Origin of the sequence: Caulobacter sp. BK020, from assembly GCF_004342605.1 — a bacterium.
Lineage (GTDB): Bacteria > Pseudomonadota > Alphaproteobacteria > Caulobacterales > Caulobacteraceae > Caulobacter.
In genome coordinates, this window is record NZ_SLZL01000006.1 from 199,759 (window position 1) to 216,265 (window position 16,507).

The 16,507-nt window shown below is 69.3% G+C and carries 16 protein-coding genes and 1 pseudogene; 9 read left to right on the forward strand and 8 right to left on the reverse strand.

Going from position 1 to position 16,507, the window contains the following annotated elements:
* Positions 1 to 2: 2 nt before the first annotated feature.
* The gene (locus tag EV278_RS09705; protein WP_132090003.1) at positions 3 to 899 is read right to left on the reverse strand and encodes a DMT family transporter; all 897 of its coding nucleotides are present in this window, start codon (positions 897 to 899) and stop codon (positions 3 to 5) included.
* A 12-nt stretch (positions 900 to 911) separates the two neighbouring features.
* The gene (locus EV278_RS09710; protein ID WP_132090006.1) at positions 912 to 2,204 is read right to left on the reverse strand and encodes an adenosylmethionine--8-amino-7-oxononanoate transaminase; all 1,293 of its coding nucleotides are present in this window, start codon (positions 2,202 to 2,204) and stop codon (positions 912 to 914) included.
* 74 nt (positions 2,205 to 2,278) lie between these two features.
* Between EV278_RS09710 and bioF the strand changes: the two genes are divergently transcribed.
* Genes bioF through EV278_RS09725 form a run of 3 tightly spaced genes read left to right on the forward strand, consistent with a single transcriptional unit; the run spans position 2,279 to position 4,997 of the window.
* Positions 2,279 to 3,433 carry an 8-amino-7-oxononanoate synthase gene (gene bioF / locus EV278_RS09715; RefSeq protein ID WP_132090009.1) on the forward strand — a complete coding sequence of 385 codons (1,155 nt, stop codon included), beginning with the start codon at positions 2,279 to 2,281 and terminating at the stop codon, positions 3,431 to 3,433.
* Positions 3,433 to 4,107 carry a dethiobiotin synthase gene (gene bioD / locus EV278_RS09720; protein ID WP_132090012.1) on the forward strand — a complete coding sequence of 225 codons (675 nt, stop codon included), beginning with the start codon at positions 3,433 to 3,435 and terminating at the stop codon, positions 4,105 to 4,107. Before bioF ends, bioD begins: the two co-directional genes overlap by 1 nt.
* Entirely contained in the window at positions 4,104 to 4,997 is an 894-nt protein-coding gene (locus EV278_RS09725; protein ID WP_207905468.1) for a Gfo/Idh/MocA family oxidoreductase, read from the forward strand. The genes bioD and EV278_RS09725 overlap by 4 nt, the downstream gene beginning before the upstream one ends.
* A 123-nt stretch (positions 4,998 to 5,120) precedes the next feature.
* Here the strand turns inward: EV278_RS09725 and EV278_RS09730 are convergent, their stop codons facing one another.
* The 3 genes and pseudogenes from EV278_RS09730 to EV278_RS09740 form a co-directional block, all read right to left on the reverse strand.
* Complete coding sequence (locus EV278_RS09730; protein ID WP_132090015.1) at positions 5,121 to 6,191, reverse strand: fatty acid desaturase; 1,071 nt, start codon at positions 6,189 to 6,191, stop codon at positions 5,121 to 5,123.
* A 236-nt stretch (positions 6,192 to 6,427) separates the two neighbouring features.
* Entirely contained in the window at positions 6,428 to 7,837 is a 1,410-nt protein-coding gene (locus EV278_RS09735) for a glycoside hydrolase family 30 beta sandwich domain-containing protein (protein WP_132090018.1), read from the reverse strand.
* Positions 7,837 to 9,459, reverse strand: a pseudogene (locus EV278_RS09740) (glycoside hydrolase family 3 C-terminal domain-containing protein); the annotation flags it as partial. The pseudogene EV278_RS09740 and the gene EV278_RS09735, both read right to left, overlap by 1 nt.
* Before the next feature lie 128 nt (positions 9,460 to 9,587).
* Here EV278_RS09740 and EV278_RS09745 point away from each other — a divergent pair.
* The 4 genes from EV278_RS09745 to EV278_RS09760 all read left to right on the forward strand — a co-directional run bounded on the left by EV278_RS09745 (position 9,588) and on the right by EV278_RS09760 (position 11,883).
* Positions 9,588 to 10,241 (forward strand): GMC family oxidoreductase, encoded by a 654-nt coding sequence (locus tag EV278_RS09745; RefSeq protein ID WP_243692145.1) that lies wholly within the window; start codon positions 9,588 to 9,590, stop codon positions 10,239 to 10,241.
* Positions 10,238 to 10,600 (forward strand): hypothetical protein, encoded by a 363-nt coding sequence (locus tag EV278_RS09750; protein ID WP_132090021.1) that lies wholly within the window; start codon positions 10,238 to 10,240, stop codon positions 10,598 to 10,600. The genes EV278_RS09745 and EV278_RS09750 overlap by 4 nt, the downstream gene beginning before the upstream one ends.
* A 181-nt stretch (positions 10,601 to 10,781) precedes the next feature.
* Entirely contained in the window at positions 10,782 to 11,213 is a 432-nt protein-coding gene (locus EV278_RS09755; protein WP_132090023.1) for an OsmC family protein, read from the forward strand.
* An 82-nt stretch (positions 11,214 to 11,295) separates the two neighbouring features.
* Positions 11,296 to 11,883, forward strand: coding sequence for a pyridoxamine 5'-phosphate oxidase family protein (locus tag EV278_RS09760; RefSeq protein WP_243692146.1), 588 nt, complete (start codon positions 11,296 to 11,298; stop codon positions 11,881 to 11,883).
* Positions 11,884 to 11,896: 13 nt separating this feature from the next.
* Here EV278_RS09760 and EV278_RS09765 read toward each other — a convergent pair whose 3' ends face one another.
* Together EV278_RS09765 and EV278_RS09770 are read right to left on the reverse strand one after the other, a co-directional pair.
* Complete coding sequence (locus EV278_RS09765) at positions 11,897 to 12,772, reverse strand: alpha/beta hydrolase (protein WP_132090026.1); 876 nt, start codon at positions 12,770 to 12,772, stop codon at positions 11,897 to 11,899.
* Positions 12,773 to 12,810: 38 nt separating this feature from the next.
* Positions 12,811 to 13,491, reverse strand: coding sequence for an isochorismatase family protein (locus tag EV278_RS09770; RefSeq protein ID WP_132090028.1), 681 nt, complete (start codon positions 13,489 to 13,491; stop codon positions 12,811 to 12,813).
* Between the two features lie 310 nt (positions 13,492 to 13,801).
* On the opposite strand from EV278_RS09770, the gene EV278_RS09775 reads away from it, so the two are divergent.
* Positions 13,802 to 14,560 (forward strand): alpha/beta hydrolase, encoded by a 759-nt coding sequence (locus EV278_RS09775; RefSeq protein ID WP_132090031.1) that lies wholly within the window; start codon positions 13,802 to 13,804, stop codon positions 14,558 to 14,560.
* 88 nt (positions 14,561 to 14,648) lie between these two features.
* Positions 14,649 to 15,635, forward strand: coding sequence for an alpha/beta hydrolase (locus EV278_RS09780; RefSeq protein WP_132090032.1), 987 nt, complete (start codon positions 14,649 to 14,651; stop codon positions 15,633 to 15,635).
* Between the two features lie 21 nt (positions 15,636 to 15,656).
* On the opposite strand, the gene EV278_RS09785 is transcribed toward EV278_RS09780, so the two are convergent.
* Complete coding sequence (locus tag EV278_RS09785; RefSeq protein WP_132090035.1) at positions 15,657 to 16,253, reverse strand: transcriptional regulator; 597 nt, start codon at positions 16,251 to 16,253, stop codon at positions 15,657 to 15,659.
* Between the last annotated feature and the right edge of the window lie 254 nt (positions 16,254 to 16,507).

A 16,507-nucleotide genomic window follows, 5' to 3' on the forward strand; every position in this document is an offset into this window, starting at 1 on the left:
ACCTAGGTTGCCTCCCCCTCCGGCGGCGGCGCTTTCTTCGCCGTCAGGGCCACCAGGGCCACGCCGCCCATGGTCGCGGCCGCGCCGATCACCAGCTGAGGCGACAGGGCGTCGCCCATGAACAGCACGCCGATGGTGCACGACACCAGGGGCGTGAGCAGGAAATAGGGCGTCACCCGACCCGCCTCGCGCCGCTGGACAAGCCAGAACAGCAGGGCGCTGGCCCCGATGGTCGAGACCACGCCGGCGAAGGCCACGCAGGCCCAGGCGATCGGCGCGGCCGTCCGGACCCGCTCCACGACATTGTCCTCGAAGCCGAACGACAGGGCCAGCAGCACCGGCGCGGCGACGACGGCGGTCAGGGCCTGGACCTGCAGCGGCTTGGCGCCCGGTGTCTGGCGCACGAACACCGTGGCCAGGGCCCAGCAGGCGCTGGCGAGCACGCCCAGGGCGATGGCGGGCAGGTCGGCCGCCCCATGCGGGTCCAGGCTCATCCAGGCCACCCCGACGAAGGCCACGACCAGGCCGGCGACGGCCAGCGGCTTCATGGTCTCGCCCAGCATCTTCCAGGCGAACAGGGCGGTAAACGGGATCCACAGCTGGGTGGCCACCACCAGCGGGCTCAGCGACTTGGCCATGCCGAAGGCGATGTAGATGATCCCGAAGTGGATCGGGCCGGACAGCAGGCAGATAGCCGCCAAGCGCCGCGACCATGGGAACGGCGGCTTCAGAAACGGGGCCAGGAAGGCCAGGGCCAGGGCGAAGCGCAGGGCCCCGACCATCATCGGCGGCAGCTCCGCCGTCGCCACCTTGGCCGCGGCGTTGTTCAGGCCCCAGGTCAGGATGATGGCCGCGATGGCCAGGCGCTCAAGCGCCGTCAGGGGCGAGTTCGACGACATGGCCCGCTTGGATCAGACCCCGCCCGATCCTTCAACCCCGCCGGCGCCCACAACCTTGCGGACCGCGCGCGTCAGGATCGCCAGGTCCGCGTCGGGCGTCGTGAAGGCGGGGGTCAGGTAGACCGTCCTGCCCATCGGCCGGATCCACGCCCCTTCGGCCGCGAAGGCGTCGCACAGCGCCCCGACGGCCACCGGCGCGTCGAATTCCACCACCCCGATCGCCCCCAGCACCCGGACATCGACCACGCCCGGCGCGGACCGGACCGGCTCCAGCCCCTCGGCCAACGCCGCCGAGACCCGGGCCACGTCGGCCGGCCAGGCGCCGTCCTCGAACAGGTCCAGCGAGGCGTTGGCGGCCGCGCAGGCCAGGGCGTTACCCATGTAGGTCGGGCCGTGCATCAAGGCCGCGCCGGGGTCGTCCGACCAGAAGGCCTGGAACACCCGGCTGGAGGCCACCGCGACCGACAGCGGCAGGGTCCCGCCGGTCAGGGCCTTGGACAGGGTGACGATGTCGGGCTCGACGCCTGCCGCCTGCATGGCGAATAGTTCGCCGGTCCGCCCGAAACCGGTGAAGATCTCGTCGAAGATCAGCAGCACGCCATGTTTGTCGGCCAGCCGGCGCAAGGTCCGCAGCACGTCGGACGCGTGGAACAGCATGCCGCCCGCGCCCTGGACCAGCGGCTCGGTCAGGATGGCGGCGATCTCCCCGCCCCGCTGGGCCAGCACGGCGTCCAGCGCCGCCTCCGACGCCGCGTCCACCGGCAGGTCGGCGATCACCTGCGACGGCATCACGCCCGAGAACAGGCTGTGCATGCCCTCCTCCGGGTCGCAGACGGTCATGGTCGCCAGGGTGTCGCCGTGATAGCCGCCGCGGAACGACAGGAACCGGGTCCGCCCTTCCCGCCCGCGGTTGATGTGAAACTGCAGCGCCATCTTCATGGCGATCTCGACCGACACCGAGCCGGACTCGGCGAAGAAGGCGTGATTCAGATCGCCCGGCAGCAGGTCGGCCAGGCGCCGGGCCAGGCGATAGGCCGGTTCGTGGGCCAGGCCGCCGAACATCACGTGCGGCATGCGCTCCAGCTGGTCGCGGATCGCCCCCGCGATATGGGGATGGTTGTAGCCGTGGCAGGCGGTCCACCATGAGGCCAGGCCATCGACCAGTTCGCGCCCGTCAGCCAGAATCAGCCGTGAGCCGCGCGTGGCGACCACCGGCAGCGGCGGCCGGGCGGTCTTCATCTGGCAGTAGGGCCGCCAGACGTGGCGCGCACCGGCGCCCAGCCAGTCGGGGCTCTGAACGGTCATGACGCGATCCTTCATTGCTTCGGCGGGGCGCACTGCCTATGCCCTCCGGCGCCGGGGGGCAAACGGGAACCGCGATGCACAGTCTGGACACCTACGCCGCCGACAAGATCCAGCGCCTGGAGGCCGCCAGCCTGATGCGTCGGCTGCGGCCCACCCGGCGCACCGCCGGCGCCTTTGTCGAGCGCGACGGCCGCAGGCTGCTGTCCTTTTCCTGCAACGACTATCTGGGCCTGTCGCAGCATCCGGCGGTCAAGGCCGCCGCCCAGGCCGCGGTCGAGACCTATGGCGCGGGCTCCGGCGCTTCCCGGCTGGTGACCGGCGACACGCCCCTGCTGTCGGAACTGGAGACCCGGCTGGCCCGGTTGAAGGGGACCCAGGCCTGCGTGGTGTTCGGCTCGGGCTACCTGGCCAATACCGGCGTGATCCCCACCTTCGCCGGCAAGGGCGACATCGTGCTGGTTGACGAGCTGGCCCACGCCTGCATCTGGGCCGGGGCCCAGCTGTCGGGCGCCCGGATCCTGCCCTTCGCCCACAACGACACCGACCATCTGGCCGCCCTGCTGGCCGAGCATCGGTCGAGCGCCCGCCACGCCCTGGTCGCCACCGACGGGGTGTTCTCGATGGACGGCGACATCGCCCCGCTGGACTGGCTGTCGGCGGTCTGCGAGGCCAACGACGCCTGGCTGCTGTCGGACGACGCCCACGGCGTGGGCGTGCTGGCGCATGGCCGCGGCTCGGCCGCCCTGTTCCCCGAGGCCCAGATCCCGTTCCAGATGGGCACCCTGTCCAAGGCCCTGGGCGCGTATGGCGGCTATCTGTGCGGCTCGCAGGCCGTGGTCGACCTGCTCAAGACCCGGGCCCGCACCCTGGTCTACACCACTGGCCTGCCGCCGGCCGCCGCCGCCGCCGCTCTGGCGGCGCTGGACATCGTCGAGGGCGATCCCGCCCTGACCGCCCTGCCCCTGGCCAAGGCCCGCGCCTTCACCCAGGCCGTCGGCCTGCCCGCCGCGACCAGCCCGATCGTGCCGGTGATCATCGGCGAGGCCCAGGACGCCCTGGACGCCTCGCGGGCGCTGGAGGCCGAGGGCTTCCTGGTGGTGGCCATCCGCCCGCCCACCGTGGCGGCCGGCGCGGCCCGCCTGCGCATCGCCTTCAGCGCCGAGCACCCCGACGCCGAGGTCGCCCGCCTGGCGCAGCTGGTGAAGCCCTACGTGAAGGCGCGGCCCTGATGCCGGCCCTGTTCGTGACCGGCACGGGCACCGACATCGGCAAGACCTATGTCAGCTGCGCCTTGATCCGCGCCCTGAAGGCCCGAGGCGCGACCGTCGACGCCTTCAAGCCGGTGGTCAGCGGCTTCGATCCCAGGGACGCGGCGGGTAGCGACCCGGCCCGGCTGGCCGCCGCCCTGGGCGATCCCGGCGCCGTGCTGCGTATCGCCCCCCGCCGCTACCGCGCCCCGCTGGCGCCCAACATCGCCGCGCGGCTGGAGGGCCAGACCCTGGTTTTGGACGACATGATCATCGACGCGGTGGCGCGGACCGCCGAGCTGCGCGACGGCCTGCTGCTGGTCGAGGGGGCCGGCGGGGTGATGTCGCCCCTGACCGACGGCGAGACCAATCTCGACATGATCGCCGCCCTGGGCGCGCCGGTGCTGCTGGTGGCGGGGTCCTATCTGGGCACGATCAGCCATGTGCTGACCGCCCTGGTCGTCCTGCGCGCCGCCCGGGCGCAGGTCGCCGCCGTCGTCATGAGCGAAAGCCTGGACGCCCCCGACCTTGGCCAGACGGCCCAGGCGCTGGCCCCGTTTCTGGACAGTGTTCCGCTGTTCCTCGCCCCGCGTGGGGAATCCTGGGACGCTGGCGCTCTGGCCGACCACCTGCTGCTTCATCGGGAAGCCCCATGACCCTGCGCATCGCCATGATCGGCCTGGGCGACATCGCCCGGAAGGCCTACTTGCCCGTGCTGGGGCCTCGCGCCGACGTCGAGCTGGTGTTCGTCACCCGCAACGCCCAGACCCTGGCCGAACTGGGCGCGGCCTGGCGGGTGGAGCGACTGCACGCCGACCTCGACACGGCCCTGGCGCAAGGCCTGGACGGCGCGCTGGTCCACGCCGCCACGGCCGCCCATCCCGACATCCTCCGCCGCCTGCTGGAGGCCGGCGTGCCGACCCTGGTCGACAAGCCGATCGCCGACAACGCCGCCGACAGCGAGGCGCTGGTCGATCTGGCCGAGACCCGGGGCGTCTCGCTGATGGTGGGCTTCAACCGCCGCTTCGCCCCGGCCTATCGCGACGCCGCCGCCCTGAACCTGCCGCTGGTGCTGATGCAGAAGAACCGGCCCGGGCCGCTGGACGACGTGCGCCGGGCGGTGTTCGACGACTACATCCACGTGGTTGACACCCTGCGCTTCCTGGCTCCAGGCGCGCGCCAGGCCGCCGTGCGCGGCCGGGTCGGCGACGGCCGGCTGGAACATGTGGTGCTGTCGTTGTCGGGCGACGGACGCGACGCGGTCGGGATCATGAACCGGCTCAGCGGCGCCAGCGAAGAGCTGCTGGAAGTCTCCGGCCAGGGACAGAAGCGCAGGATCATCGACATCGAGCAGATCGTCGACCAGGGCCCCGTCGAGGCGTTGACCCGACGGGGCGCCTGGACCTCCGTCGGTCGCCAGCGCGGCTTCGAGGCGATGTGCGAACATTTTCTGGACGCGGTGCGCAGCGGCCGCCGGCTGTCGGCGCTGGACGCGCTGGAGACGCATCGGCTGTGCGAGACGGTGGTCCAGGCCTTGGCGGTCTAGAGCAAGCCGCGCGATATAAGAATCGCGCGGCTTGCTCTAGATTTTTGTTTTCGCATCGCTTTTGCGGAAAACCGGCATCCACTTTTCCGCGCGATGCTCTAGGTCCCGCTCGTCACGGCCTTCTCAGGCGCTCTGGCGTTCGGCCGTCTCGGCCTCGATCGCCACGGCGGGCGTCATCCCCGCGCGGCGGAACAGCTTGCCCAGAGCCACGAAAAGGCCCTTCTCCTCGACCCGGTGATAGGGCGAGGTCGCCGCCAGCTGGGCCGACAGCCGGGCGTGAGCCTTGCCCAGGTTGTGATACGGCAAGCGCGGCAGCAGGTGATGCAGGGCGTGGTAGCGCAGGCCCACCGGCGCCCACAGGAACGGCAGCAGGGCCGGCGGCGGCACGTTGACCGAGTCCAGGAACTGGTCCTCAAAGCTCATTCGCTCGCCGTCGTTCTCCCAATAGTGGGCGACCAGGGTCCGCAATTGGTTGACGAAGGTGGCCAGGGAGAACAGCGCGAACCAGGTCAGAACCACGCGGATCGGCACAATCCCGGCGACGGTCAGGGCCGCGATGCTCCAACACCACAGCCAGCAGCCCACCTCCTGGGCCAGCCAGTCCGGCCGGGTCTTGTCGTTGTCCTCGCGCACGAAGTCGGGATTGATCACGAGCGCCGACAGCTTGGTCCGGACCAGCCGGCGCACGGCGGGAACTACGAAGGACAGCGGGATCAGGATCCCCGAGCGCAGGATCACGCCCAGCGGGGCCAGCAGCGAGATCGCCGCGAACAGCACCAGCTTGAACGGCGAATAGCGGCCCAGCGGCAGGTATTCGGGATCGCGTGCGGTGCCGAAACGGTCCTTGGCGTGGTGCAGGTTGTGCACGCCCTCGTACATCATCGACGGCGTCATCAGCGGCACGCCGATCAGCAGGTTCCAGCCCAGGCGGAATCCCGGCACGTCCTTAGGCCGCAGGTGGCTGATCTCGTGGATGAAGCTGAGGCCGCGATAGAGGGCCAGCAGGCCGACCAGGCCCGCGGCCAGGCCGATCGCCAGGCCATGGGTCGTGGCCGCCAGGGCCAGGCCGCCCCAGGCCGCCGCCGCCGTCAGCAGGAGGTCGAGCCAGTAAAGGCCGCGACTGGGCGTCGTCAGGTCCGCCGTCAGGCTGTGCGCCTGGCGGACCAGTCCGGCCTCTTTTGGGGATGATCCCACGTCGTCCTCACGCCCACGCCAACCTCAGCGCCCCGACTTGGCGCCCCGACCTTCGAAATTCAATCCGTATGGACGGGTGAACGGACGAAAATCGCCGAAAGCCTCTAGCGCAAAATGGCCGGCGTCGAAACGCCAGCCATTGTCGCAGATCAAGGAACCCAGTCGATGGTTGCTCTCGCGCCATCGCCGCCCACGCGCTCCGGCCCGATCGGTCAGCGAGGCTTCCAGCCCGCAGCTCACCAGACGAACGTCACTGCCGCGCGGCCAGGGGCCGTGGCCCTGAAGCGGTTCGCGCCTTCGCTGATCGCGAACGTCGCCGGCTGGGGCCCGAGGTTGAGCACGATCAGGACGCGACCGCCGTCGCGATTCTGGAACGCCACGGTGCGCAGGTCGCCGAGCTTGGCGGGCGAGCCGATCCGCGTCGCGCCGGGCTTCACGAAACGGCTGGCATGACCGAAAGCGTAATATTCCTGGGTGCGGGTGATCGCGCCGGTTCGGCTGTCGATCGTGACGAAGGCCCGGCAGTCGTTGCAGCCGCCCTTGTGCGGGCCGAACGTCTCGTCCAGCGCCAGATTCCACATCAGGACGCCGCGCGCGCCGGCCCGGGTGGAGCCGATGATCAGGTTCTCGACCATCCAGGCGAAGCTGTCGTCGAACTTCGGCGCCCATTGCCCGCCCGAACACTCCGTCAGGAAGGCGTCTTCGTCGGGATGGGCCGCCCTCACCTGGTCCTGGGCCGAAACCTCGCCCGCGTAGCAGTGCCAGGCGACGCCCGCCAGGAAGGCCTTGGCTTTCGGGTCGGCCAGGACGGTCAGCGGCTGTTGAGGCTGGTCCCAGTTATGGTCCCAGTCGAGAACCCTGGTGGCGATCTTCTCGCGCTTGAACGTCGGCGCCAGGTTCTCGCCGAAGAAGCGCGCCCGATCAGGGGCCGGCCAGCGCATGCCCGGATAGCTGTCGGGTTCGAAGTCCGGCTCGTTCTGGATGCTGAGATAGTCGGTCGGCACGCCGAGCTTCCGAGCCCCTTTGACGTAGCGAGCGAAGAAGTCGGCATAGACCGGATAGGCCGCGGGCTTGAGCTGGCCCTGGATCAGCGAGCCGCTGGTCTTCATCCAGGCCGGCGCGCTCCAGGGCGAGGCCATCACCTTGAGGGCGGGATTGATCCTCAGCGCCGCGCGGACCGTCGGGAAGACGTACTGTTGCGGCCGCGCCAGCGAGAAGTGCTCCAGCTTCGGATCGGCCGCGCCGCCGGGGCCGTCGTCGAGGCTGTAGTGGTCCAGCGAGAAGTCGGACGCGCCAATGGTGATCCGGGTGAAGCTGAAGCCCAGCTGCCCCTCACCGCGCCCGTAGAGTTCGCGCAGCAGCTTGTCGCGCTGGTCGGGCGAGAGCCTGGTCTGGATCAGCCAGGCCGAGGCGTCGGTGATCGCGCCGCCGAAGCCGACCATCGACTGGCGCCGCTCCTTGGGATCGACGACGAGCGTCGGCAGGCCGGCGATCTGGTCGGCGGTGGCGAGGCTGGACGGGGCCTGGGCGGTCAGGAGCTGGGTCTTGTCGCCCGTGGTCACCCAGGCCCGCAGCTTCGGCGCGGCGACGGCCGGCATCGCGATCGCCAGGGTCAGCGCCACGACGGCGATGTTCAGGGCGCGCATCACGGCTTCCTCGTCCAGGCTTTCAACTGGGCCTTGCCGCCCAGCACGGCGTCGCCCGCATGATGGCCGACATAGAGCGGATAGCTGCCCGGGGCGATCGTCCAGCCCGGCTTGGCTGGATCATAGTCGGCCAGGATGCGCGGCTCGACACTCAGGGTGAGGCGCTTTGTCTGGCCCGGCGCCAGGTCGACCTTCTGGAAGCCCGCCAGGCGGACCATGGGCTTGCGCCGGCCGGACGTGACGTAGAGCTGCGGCGTGTCGGCGCCGGCCACCTTGCCGGTGTTGGTGACGTCGAAGCTGACCTTCAGCCCCTCGCCGTCCTCGACCTTGAGGTTCTGGTAGCCGAAGGTCGTGTAGGAGAGGCCGTAGCCGAACGGATAGAGCGGCTGGCGCTTTTCCTGGGCGTACCAGCGGTAGCCGACGGCCGCGCCCTCGACGTATTTCACGGGGAAACCCTTGATCGGTCCCGCCTTCTGGCCGGCGCGGCGGGAGTCGTCGATGGCGGCCTGCTCGGCGAAGCCCGGGGCGCTCGCGCGCGGCGCCTGGTCGGCGGTCTTCGGGAACGTCATGGCCAGGCGGCCCGACGGATTGACCTCGCCGAACAGCAGGCGGGCGATGGCCTGGCCGCCGCGCTGACCGGGGTACCAAGCCTGCAGCACCGCCCCGACCCGGTCGAGCCAGGGCATGGTCACCGGGCCGCCGGTCTCCAGCACCACGATGGAATTCTTGTTGGCGGCGGCGACCGCCTCGATCAAGGCGTCCTGGTTCTCGGGCAGGACGATCGATGGGGCGTCTTGCGCTTCGGTCTGCCAGTGCCAGGCAAAGACGATGGCGACGTCGGCGTCCTTGGCGGCGGCCGCGGCGGCGGCCGGGTCCTTGCCGTCGACATAGACGACCTCGGCGCCCGGCGCGGCGGCCTTGATCGCCTCCAGCGGCGAAGAGGCGTGCCAGGTGATGCGGACGAACGAGGCCGCCTCGCCGCCGTTCAGCGGGATCTCGACCGGCGCGCCGCCGACCGAGCGCACCTGGGACGAGCCGCCGCCCGAGATCACGCCGACGTCGGCATGGGCGCCGATCAGCACGATCTTCCTGGCGCTCTTGGCCAGGGGCAGCAGGTTCTCGTCGTTCTTCAGCAGCACCGCACCACGCTCGGCCACAGCCTGGGCGACCTTGGCGTGGGCGGCGTAGTCGATCGGCTGGACGGTCAGCGGGGTCGGATTGTCCATCAGGCCCGAGGTGATCACCCCATGCAGGATGCGGCGGACCATGTCGTCGAGGCGGGCCTGGCTGACCTCGCCCCTCGCGACGGCCGCCTTCAGGTCGTCGCCGAAGAAGATCTGGGTGTCCAGCTCCTGGCCCGACTGCTGATCGAGGCCGGCCAGGACGGCCTTGACCGTGCTGTGCACCGCGCCCCAGTCGGACATCACCCAGCCCGGATAGTTCCAGTCGCGCTTCAGCACCTTGTTCAGGAGGACGTCGTTCTGGCAGGCCCAGTCGCCATTGACCTTGTTGTAGGCGCACATGACCGAGGCCGGATTGGCCTTCTCGATCGCGATCTGGAAGGCGAGCAAGTCGCTCTCGCGCAGATCCGCCTCGTCGATCTGGGCGTCCATCACGTGGCGGCATCGAGAACGTCCGCCTGCTCCTGGCCTCCGACGGCCTCGGCAACGCGCACGACCTGGTCGGCCGCTTCTTCCAGGGTCACGTCACCTACAGCAACGACGGCGACGCCGAGACCGAAGGCTCCGCGGTGACGATCACCCGCGCCGCGCCGATGGACCTCTACGCTCCGGCCAAGCGGATGGCCGCCCATTGCGTGATCGGCTCGGGCCTGCCCGCCCAGGCGCGCATGAAGACTGGCAACTTCACCGCCACCCTGTTTCGCGCCGACGTCTCCAACCCGGACACCAGGGCGATCGCCAGGCTCGGCGGCCTCCTGACCGGCGGAGGCGGCGGCCAGACGTTCGGCTACTTCGCCATGGCCGAACATTTCCCCAACCCGGACAGTCGCGTGACCCTGGATCCCGCCCACCGGGACGCCCTGGGAGAGCCCCGTGTCCGGCTAAGCTGGGTTTATGGCGACAGGGACCACGCCGATCTGGAGCGTTCGGTCGCCGGCTTGGCCGACGCTCTGGGCGCGTCCGGCGAAGGACGGCTGTGCTGGTCGATCGAGCATGGTCAGTTGCTGGCCAATTCCAGCGCCTCGCGTCACCACATGGGCACGACGCGGATGCATGCCGATCCGGCCAAGGGCGTGGTCGATCCCGACCTGCGGCTGCACGAGGCCCGCAACCTCTATGTGGCGGGCAGTTCGGTGTTTCCGACCTCGGGCATCGCCAATCCGACCCTCACCATCCTGGCCCTGGTCATGCGCCTGGCCGACCATCTGAAAGGCGCCCAATGATCCGCCGCCGCGATCTGCTGACCGCTCTCGTCGCCCTGGCCGCGACGCCCGTGCTGGCCCGCGGAGAGGCGCCCGCCGGCCTGGCCGAACTTGATCGCGCCGCCATCGCCAGGATCGGCGAGGCCTGGCTCGCCCGTCGCCCGGAACTCACCCTCCGGAAACTTGAGGCCCGACTGTTCCCCGGCGGACGCGGCGAAGCGGCCCTGCCCCGCCTGCGCGATCAGGCGGCCGCCGACTTCCGGCGCGGCGCGGTGTTCAGTTATCGCGGCTGGCGCCTGTCCGACACCGAAGGCGCGCTCCTTGCCCTGCTCTTCCTTGAAAGCGGATCGGCCTCGGCCCACGCACGTGTAAAAGGTTGAGACGACTAAAAAGCTGAGGCGCTTGGGCCGGCCAACGAGACGGGTCTGCACATGCGCGACATGAGCGAGGCCTGCTGCCCTGAAGCACGGGACTGACGGATCCAAAGCCCCACTTTTGTACAAGCCGGCGACCGCCGATCATGGTCTCGTGGGCTGAACTTCGAGACGCCAGGAGAACGCGATGAAGATCGTCAGAACCGGATCGGCCGCCTGGAGCGGCGGCATCAGGGACGGCAAGGGCTCGATCTCGACCGAGAGCGGCGCCCTGCAGGCTTACCCCTACGGCTTTTCCAGCCGCTTCGAAGGCCAAGCGGGCTCCAACCCCGAAGAGCTGATCGGCGCGGCCCACGCCGCCTGTTTCACTATGGCGCTGTCACTGGTGCTGGGCGAGGCTGGGCTGCGGGCCGACCAGATGGACACCTCGGCCAAGGTCACGCTCGAACAGGTCGACGGCGGCTACGCGATCACCGCCTCGCACCTGACCCTGAAGGCCCGGATTCCCGGCGCCGACCAGGAGACCTTCGAAAAGCTCGCCGCCGGCGCCAAGGCCAACTGCCCGGTCTCCAAGCTACTGAACGCCGCGATCACCCTGGACGCCGCGCTGGTCGACTAGATCGTTGGTTGCGGCCAGGCCGGCGAGAAAGGGACTCTTCGTGAGCCGATACAGCTTCCTAGACCTCGCCGGCTCGGCGAGCGTGAGAGCCGCACAGGCCGAGATGGGCGCCGACCATCTCTGGACGCCCGGGCAGGTCGACCGCCGGTCCGAAGCGTTCACCGCCAACGAAGAGGCCTTCATCGCCGCGCGCGACAGCTTCTACATGGCCAGCATGTCGGAAACCGGCTGGCCCTATGTCCAGCACCGCGGCGGGCCGCCGGGCTTCCTGAGGGTGATCGACGAGACGACGCTGGCGTTCGCCGACTTCCGCGGCAATCGTCAGTACATCAGCGTCGGCAACCTCGACGCCAACGACCGGGTGGCCTTGATCCTGGTCGACTATCCCCGACGCGCTCGCTTGAAAATCCTGGCCCACGCCGAGCGTCTGGCGCTCGACGCCGAGCCGGAGCTGCTGCCGAAGCTTCTCGACCCCGGCTACCGGGCGAAACCGGAGCGCATCTTCCGGCTGCGGCTGGCGGCGTTCGACTGGAACTGTCCCCAGCACATCGTCCCGCGTTTCACCGAGGCCGAGATCTCTCGCGCCGTCCAGCCGCTGCACGAGAAGCTGGAGGCGCTGGAGGCTGAAAACCGCGCCCTGCGCGAGCGCCTCGCGCAAGCCGAGCGCTAGACGCCGCGCGGCCCTATGAGAGATGACGGCCCAGGAAATCGCCCATGTGGTCGGCAATCTCGCGACCGTGCGTCTCCAGGGCGAAGTGCCCCGCATCGAGAAAACGCACCTCGGCCTTGGGCAGGTCACGGCGGAAGGCTTCGGCCCCCGCGGGCAGGAAGAAGGGATCCTTCGCCCCCCAGACCGCCAGGAGCGGCGGCTGGCGTTCGCGGAAGTACGCATGAAAGCGCGGATAGAGCGCGACGTTGCTCTGGTAGTCGGCGATCAGGTCCAGCTGAATGTCGGCGTTGCCCGGACGCGACATCAGGGCGTGGTCCAGCCAGTAGCCCTCCGGCGCCACCTGGGTCTCGTCGGGCGCGCCGTGGGTGTACTGCCAGCGCATCGCCTCCAGGGTGAACATGCCGCGCATGGCTTCACGATTGGCCGGCGAAGGATCGGCCCAGTAGGCGCGGGTCTCGGCCCACCCGTCGCTGAGGCCGTCTTCATAAGCGTTGCCGTTCTGCGAGACGATGGCGGTGATCGCGCCCGGCCTGGCCAGGGCCAGGCGCAGGCCGACCGGCGCGCCGTAGTCGAAGATATAGATCGCATAGCGTTCGAGACCGATGGCGTCGGTGAAGGCTTCCATGGTCTCGGCCAGGCGCGCGAAGCTGTAGTCGAAGCCGTCGGGCGCGGTGGTGAAGCCAAAGCCCGGCAGGTCGGGCGCGACCACGTGGTAACGGTCGGCCAGGCGCGGGATCAGGTCCCGGAACTGATGCGACGAGGTCGGAAAGCCGTGCAACAGCAGGATCGCCGGGCGGTCGCGGCCGCCCGCCTCGCGATAGAAGATCGAGACATCCCCGACCTCGGCGCGGCACAGGACGATCTTGGGGGAAAGAGAGTCTGGCAACATCGGAGGCCCCGGTCTTTCTGCGTCTGTTCTTATGGTCTCTAGGCGCCGGCCCTGGCCACGGCTTGAGCCTTCTGGAAGCTCTCCATGACCGCGGCGTAGTTGGGCGCCGCCAGGCCGTAGAGTCTGGCCAGCTCGGCGGCTTCCGGACGCGCCCAGGTGCGATGCAGCTCGCTCAGCAGCGCATTGGCCGAGGTCGGCTTGATCCCGCCCTGGACGAAGCGAGCGAGACTGGTGCGCGAGGCCATCTCGCTGGGATCGCCCGAGGCGTCGACGACCGCGTAGACCTCGTAGCCTGCCGCGCGCGCGTCCAGCGCCGGGAACATCACGCAGACACTGGTCCAGACGCCCGCCATGATCAGGGTCTTGCGGCCGCTGGCCCTGACCTGGTCGACGAAGTCGCCATTGTCCCAGGCGTTCACCTCACCCTTGCGCGGCACGTAGACGGCGTGGGGCGCAAACTCGTGGATCTCGGGCATCAGCGGGCCGTTCGAGCCGGTCGGCTCGGACGCCGTCGTGATCACCGGGATGTTGAGCAGAGTCGCGAGCCGAGCGATCATCTCGACATTGCGCCGCAGGTCCGCCACGGCGATGTCCCTGACGGTCTGGAACAGGCCCGACTGGTGATCCAGCAGCAGGATCACGGCATCGGCGGGATCCAGAAGCGCCGCGCCACCGCCCGTGGGCAGGACGCTGGTCTTCGAGTTCGGCGGCGTGGTCATGGGAGGTCCTCGGACTGTCGCGCTCGGCTCGGCGCGTCTTCTCGGACGCCCGCGCAGATCGACAATTCCCCGCCTAGACTGCTTGATCCAGTAAAGTCCGGTAAATTGCGGTTCCGCTCCTGCACGCCTCAATGACTGACGCAGGTTCAGCCGTCGGTTTCTCTGTAGATCGGGGTCGTTTTCTAAACACCACCTCGACTTCTCCAACCTTGACCGCCTTTTACCACGCCTAACCCCACGAACGTCTCCCGGAGGACTAGTCCTATCGGCCAACGCCCGCCTCGGGCTCGGTCGTCCCCCGGAGAACATGATGAAACGCGCCCTCGTTGGAATGATCGCGGCCATCGCCGCCACGGCCCCCGCTGGCGCAATCTTCGCCGCCGAAAAGCCGATCTCCATCGTCCTGGTCCACGGCGCCTTCGTCGACGCCTCGGGCTGGCGTCCAGTCTACGAGCTGCTGTCGAAGAAGGGCTACGAGGTCCTGATCGTCCAGAACCCGACCATCACGCTGGAGGGGGACGCCGCCGCCGTCCGCCAGGCCATCGCCCAGGCCAAGCGCCCAGTAATCCTGGTCGGCCATTCCTACGGCGGCGCGGTGATCACCGAGGCCGGCGCCGACCCCAAGGTCAAGAGCTTGGTCTACCTGGCCGCCTTCGCGCCCGACGCCGGCGAGTCGGTGCTGCAACTGGCCACCACGCCGGTTCCCGGCGCGCCGCCCGCCCCGCTCCTGCCGCCCAAGGACGGCTTCATCCAGGTCGACCCGGCAAAGTTCGCCTCGGCCTTCGCGGCTGACGTCGATCCGGCCGTCACCCGCTTCATGGCCGCCTCCCAGGTACCCTGGGGCCTGGGCGCCGTCGGGGCCAAGATCAGTGCGCCGGCCTGGAAGGCCAAGCCCAGCTACTACCTGCTGGCGACGCAGGACTTGATGATCCCGCCCGCAGCCCAGCGCGCGATGGCGGTGCGAGCCAAGGCCACGCTGGTCGAAACAATCAGCAGCCACGCGGTGATGCTCTCCAAGCCCGGCTATGTCGCCGACTTCATCGCGATGGCGGCCGACCAGGCCAAGTAGTCGATCCGCCACGCCGCGCCTCGCCCGCGACACATGCGGCGCGACCGCTTCCTTCCCGAAAATCCCCAGAGAACCTCAGGAGACCTCGATGACTCGCCTGCTCACATCCCTGGCGCTCGCCGCCACCTTTTCGACAGCCGCCTTGGCGCCCGCATCGGCGGCCCTGGCCGCGCCCGCCCCCAAGGCCGCGCTCGCTCGTCGGGCGCCGCCGGTCATCCACTATCGCAACGCCACGGTCGACGGCGTGAAGGTGTTCTACCGCGAGGCCGGCCCGGCGGATGGTCCGGCGGTGGTGCTGCTGCACGGTTTCCCGACCTCGTCCCACATGTTCCGTAACCTGATCCCGTTCCTGGCCGACAGATACCGCGTCATCGCGCCTGACTATCCGGGCTATGGCCAGAGCGACGCGCCGGACCACAACCAGTTCGCCTACACCTTCGCCAACCAGGCCAACGTGGTCGACAAGCTGGTCGGCCAGCTGGGCCTCAAACGCTACGCCCTGTACGTCATGGATTACGGCGCCCCGATCGGCTACCGCCTGGCGCTGAAGCATCCAGAGCGTGTCAGCGGCCTGATCGTCCAGAACGGCAACGCCTATGACGAGGGCCTGCAATCGCCGTTTTGGGACCCGATCAAGGTGTACTGGAAGGATCGCTCGCAGAAGAACCGCGACGCCCTGAACAACCTGGTCACGCTGGACATCACCAAGTTCCAGTACACCGACGGCATGGGCGACGTGGCGCGCATCAGCCCCGACAACTGGGTCCACGACCAAGCGCTGCTCGACCGCCCGGGCAACCGCGACGTCCAGCTGGACATGCTCGGCGACTACGGCTCCAACGTGCCGTTCTATCCGGACTTCCAGAAGTTCTTCCGCGACTACCAGCCGCCGACCCTGATCGTCTGGGGCAAGAACGACAAGATCTTCCCGGTGGCCGGCGCCCATCCCTATCTGCGCGACCTGCCCAAGGCCGAGGTCCATATTCTCGACTCCGGCCACTTCGCCCTGGAAGATCGCCTGGACGTCATGGCGCCGCTGATCCACGACTTCCTCGATCGCAAGGTCGCCAATTAGCCCCCAAGATATCCGCGACGCTCACCGCGTCGCGGATATCCCGCCAAGACGCTGGGCGAACACCTCCTCAATCCAGGCCTCGTCGTGCGACCTCAGTTCGATGAACAGAACCCGGCGCGGCGGGCCCGCGCCGGCGTCCTTCATGGGATCGCCTGGCACGTCCAGAACCGTGGACCGCATGGCGCGCGCCAGGAGCGCCATGACCTCCTCGAAATTTCTCGCAGGGTCCTGCGCCGCGCCCTCGACCTCGCCGACAAGCGGTCGAAAAGAGGCGTTCGCCGCCGCCGACGGCATCTCGCCGGTGTCGACCGGCGCGATGAAACGGTAGCCCCGTCCGTTCACGGTGGCGATGTATCTGGCCGAGTCCGCGTCGTCGTCGAGCACGCGGCGCAGGGCCGCGATGTGGACCTTGAGATTGCCCTCGACGACGGTCGTGCTCGGCCAGGCTTCTTTCAGCAGTTCGCGTTTGGTGATGAGCTCGCCCGGCCTTTGAACGAAGGCCGTCAGCAGGTCCAGGGCCCGGCCTCCGACGCGAACGGCCTCCCCGTCCCTTAGAAGCAGCTGGCGTCCGGGGATGAAGAGATAGGCGCCGAAGGCGAAGGTCGGCGCCGGGGTCATGGCCCGATCGCCGGGGCCGCCGCGACCGCGCCGTCGCCATTGTTCCGGCGGCGGGCGGATTTCGAACGGTTCGACACGCCACCCTCCTTTGCATTGGACGAGCGACGGTACCGCTCCAGGCCGTCGCGCTTCAATTCGCCCATGGTCGCGCTGCGATCGTCCTAGGGCGTGCTGGACTCGACCTTCGTCTAGTCGGCTCCGCCCCGCTGGCCTTGGCCTGAGACGAAGGCCTCGCCGGGCGGCGAGGCTGGGAA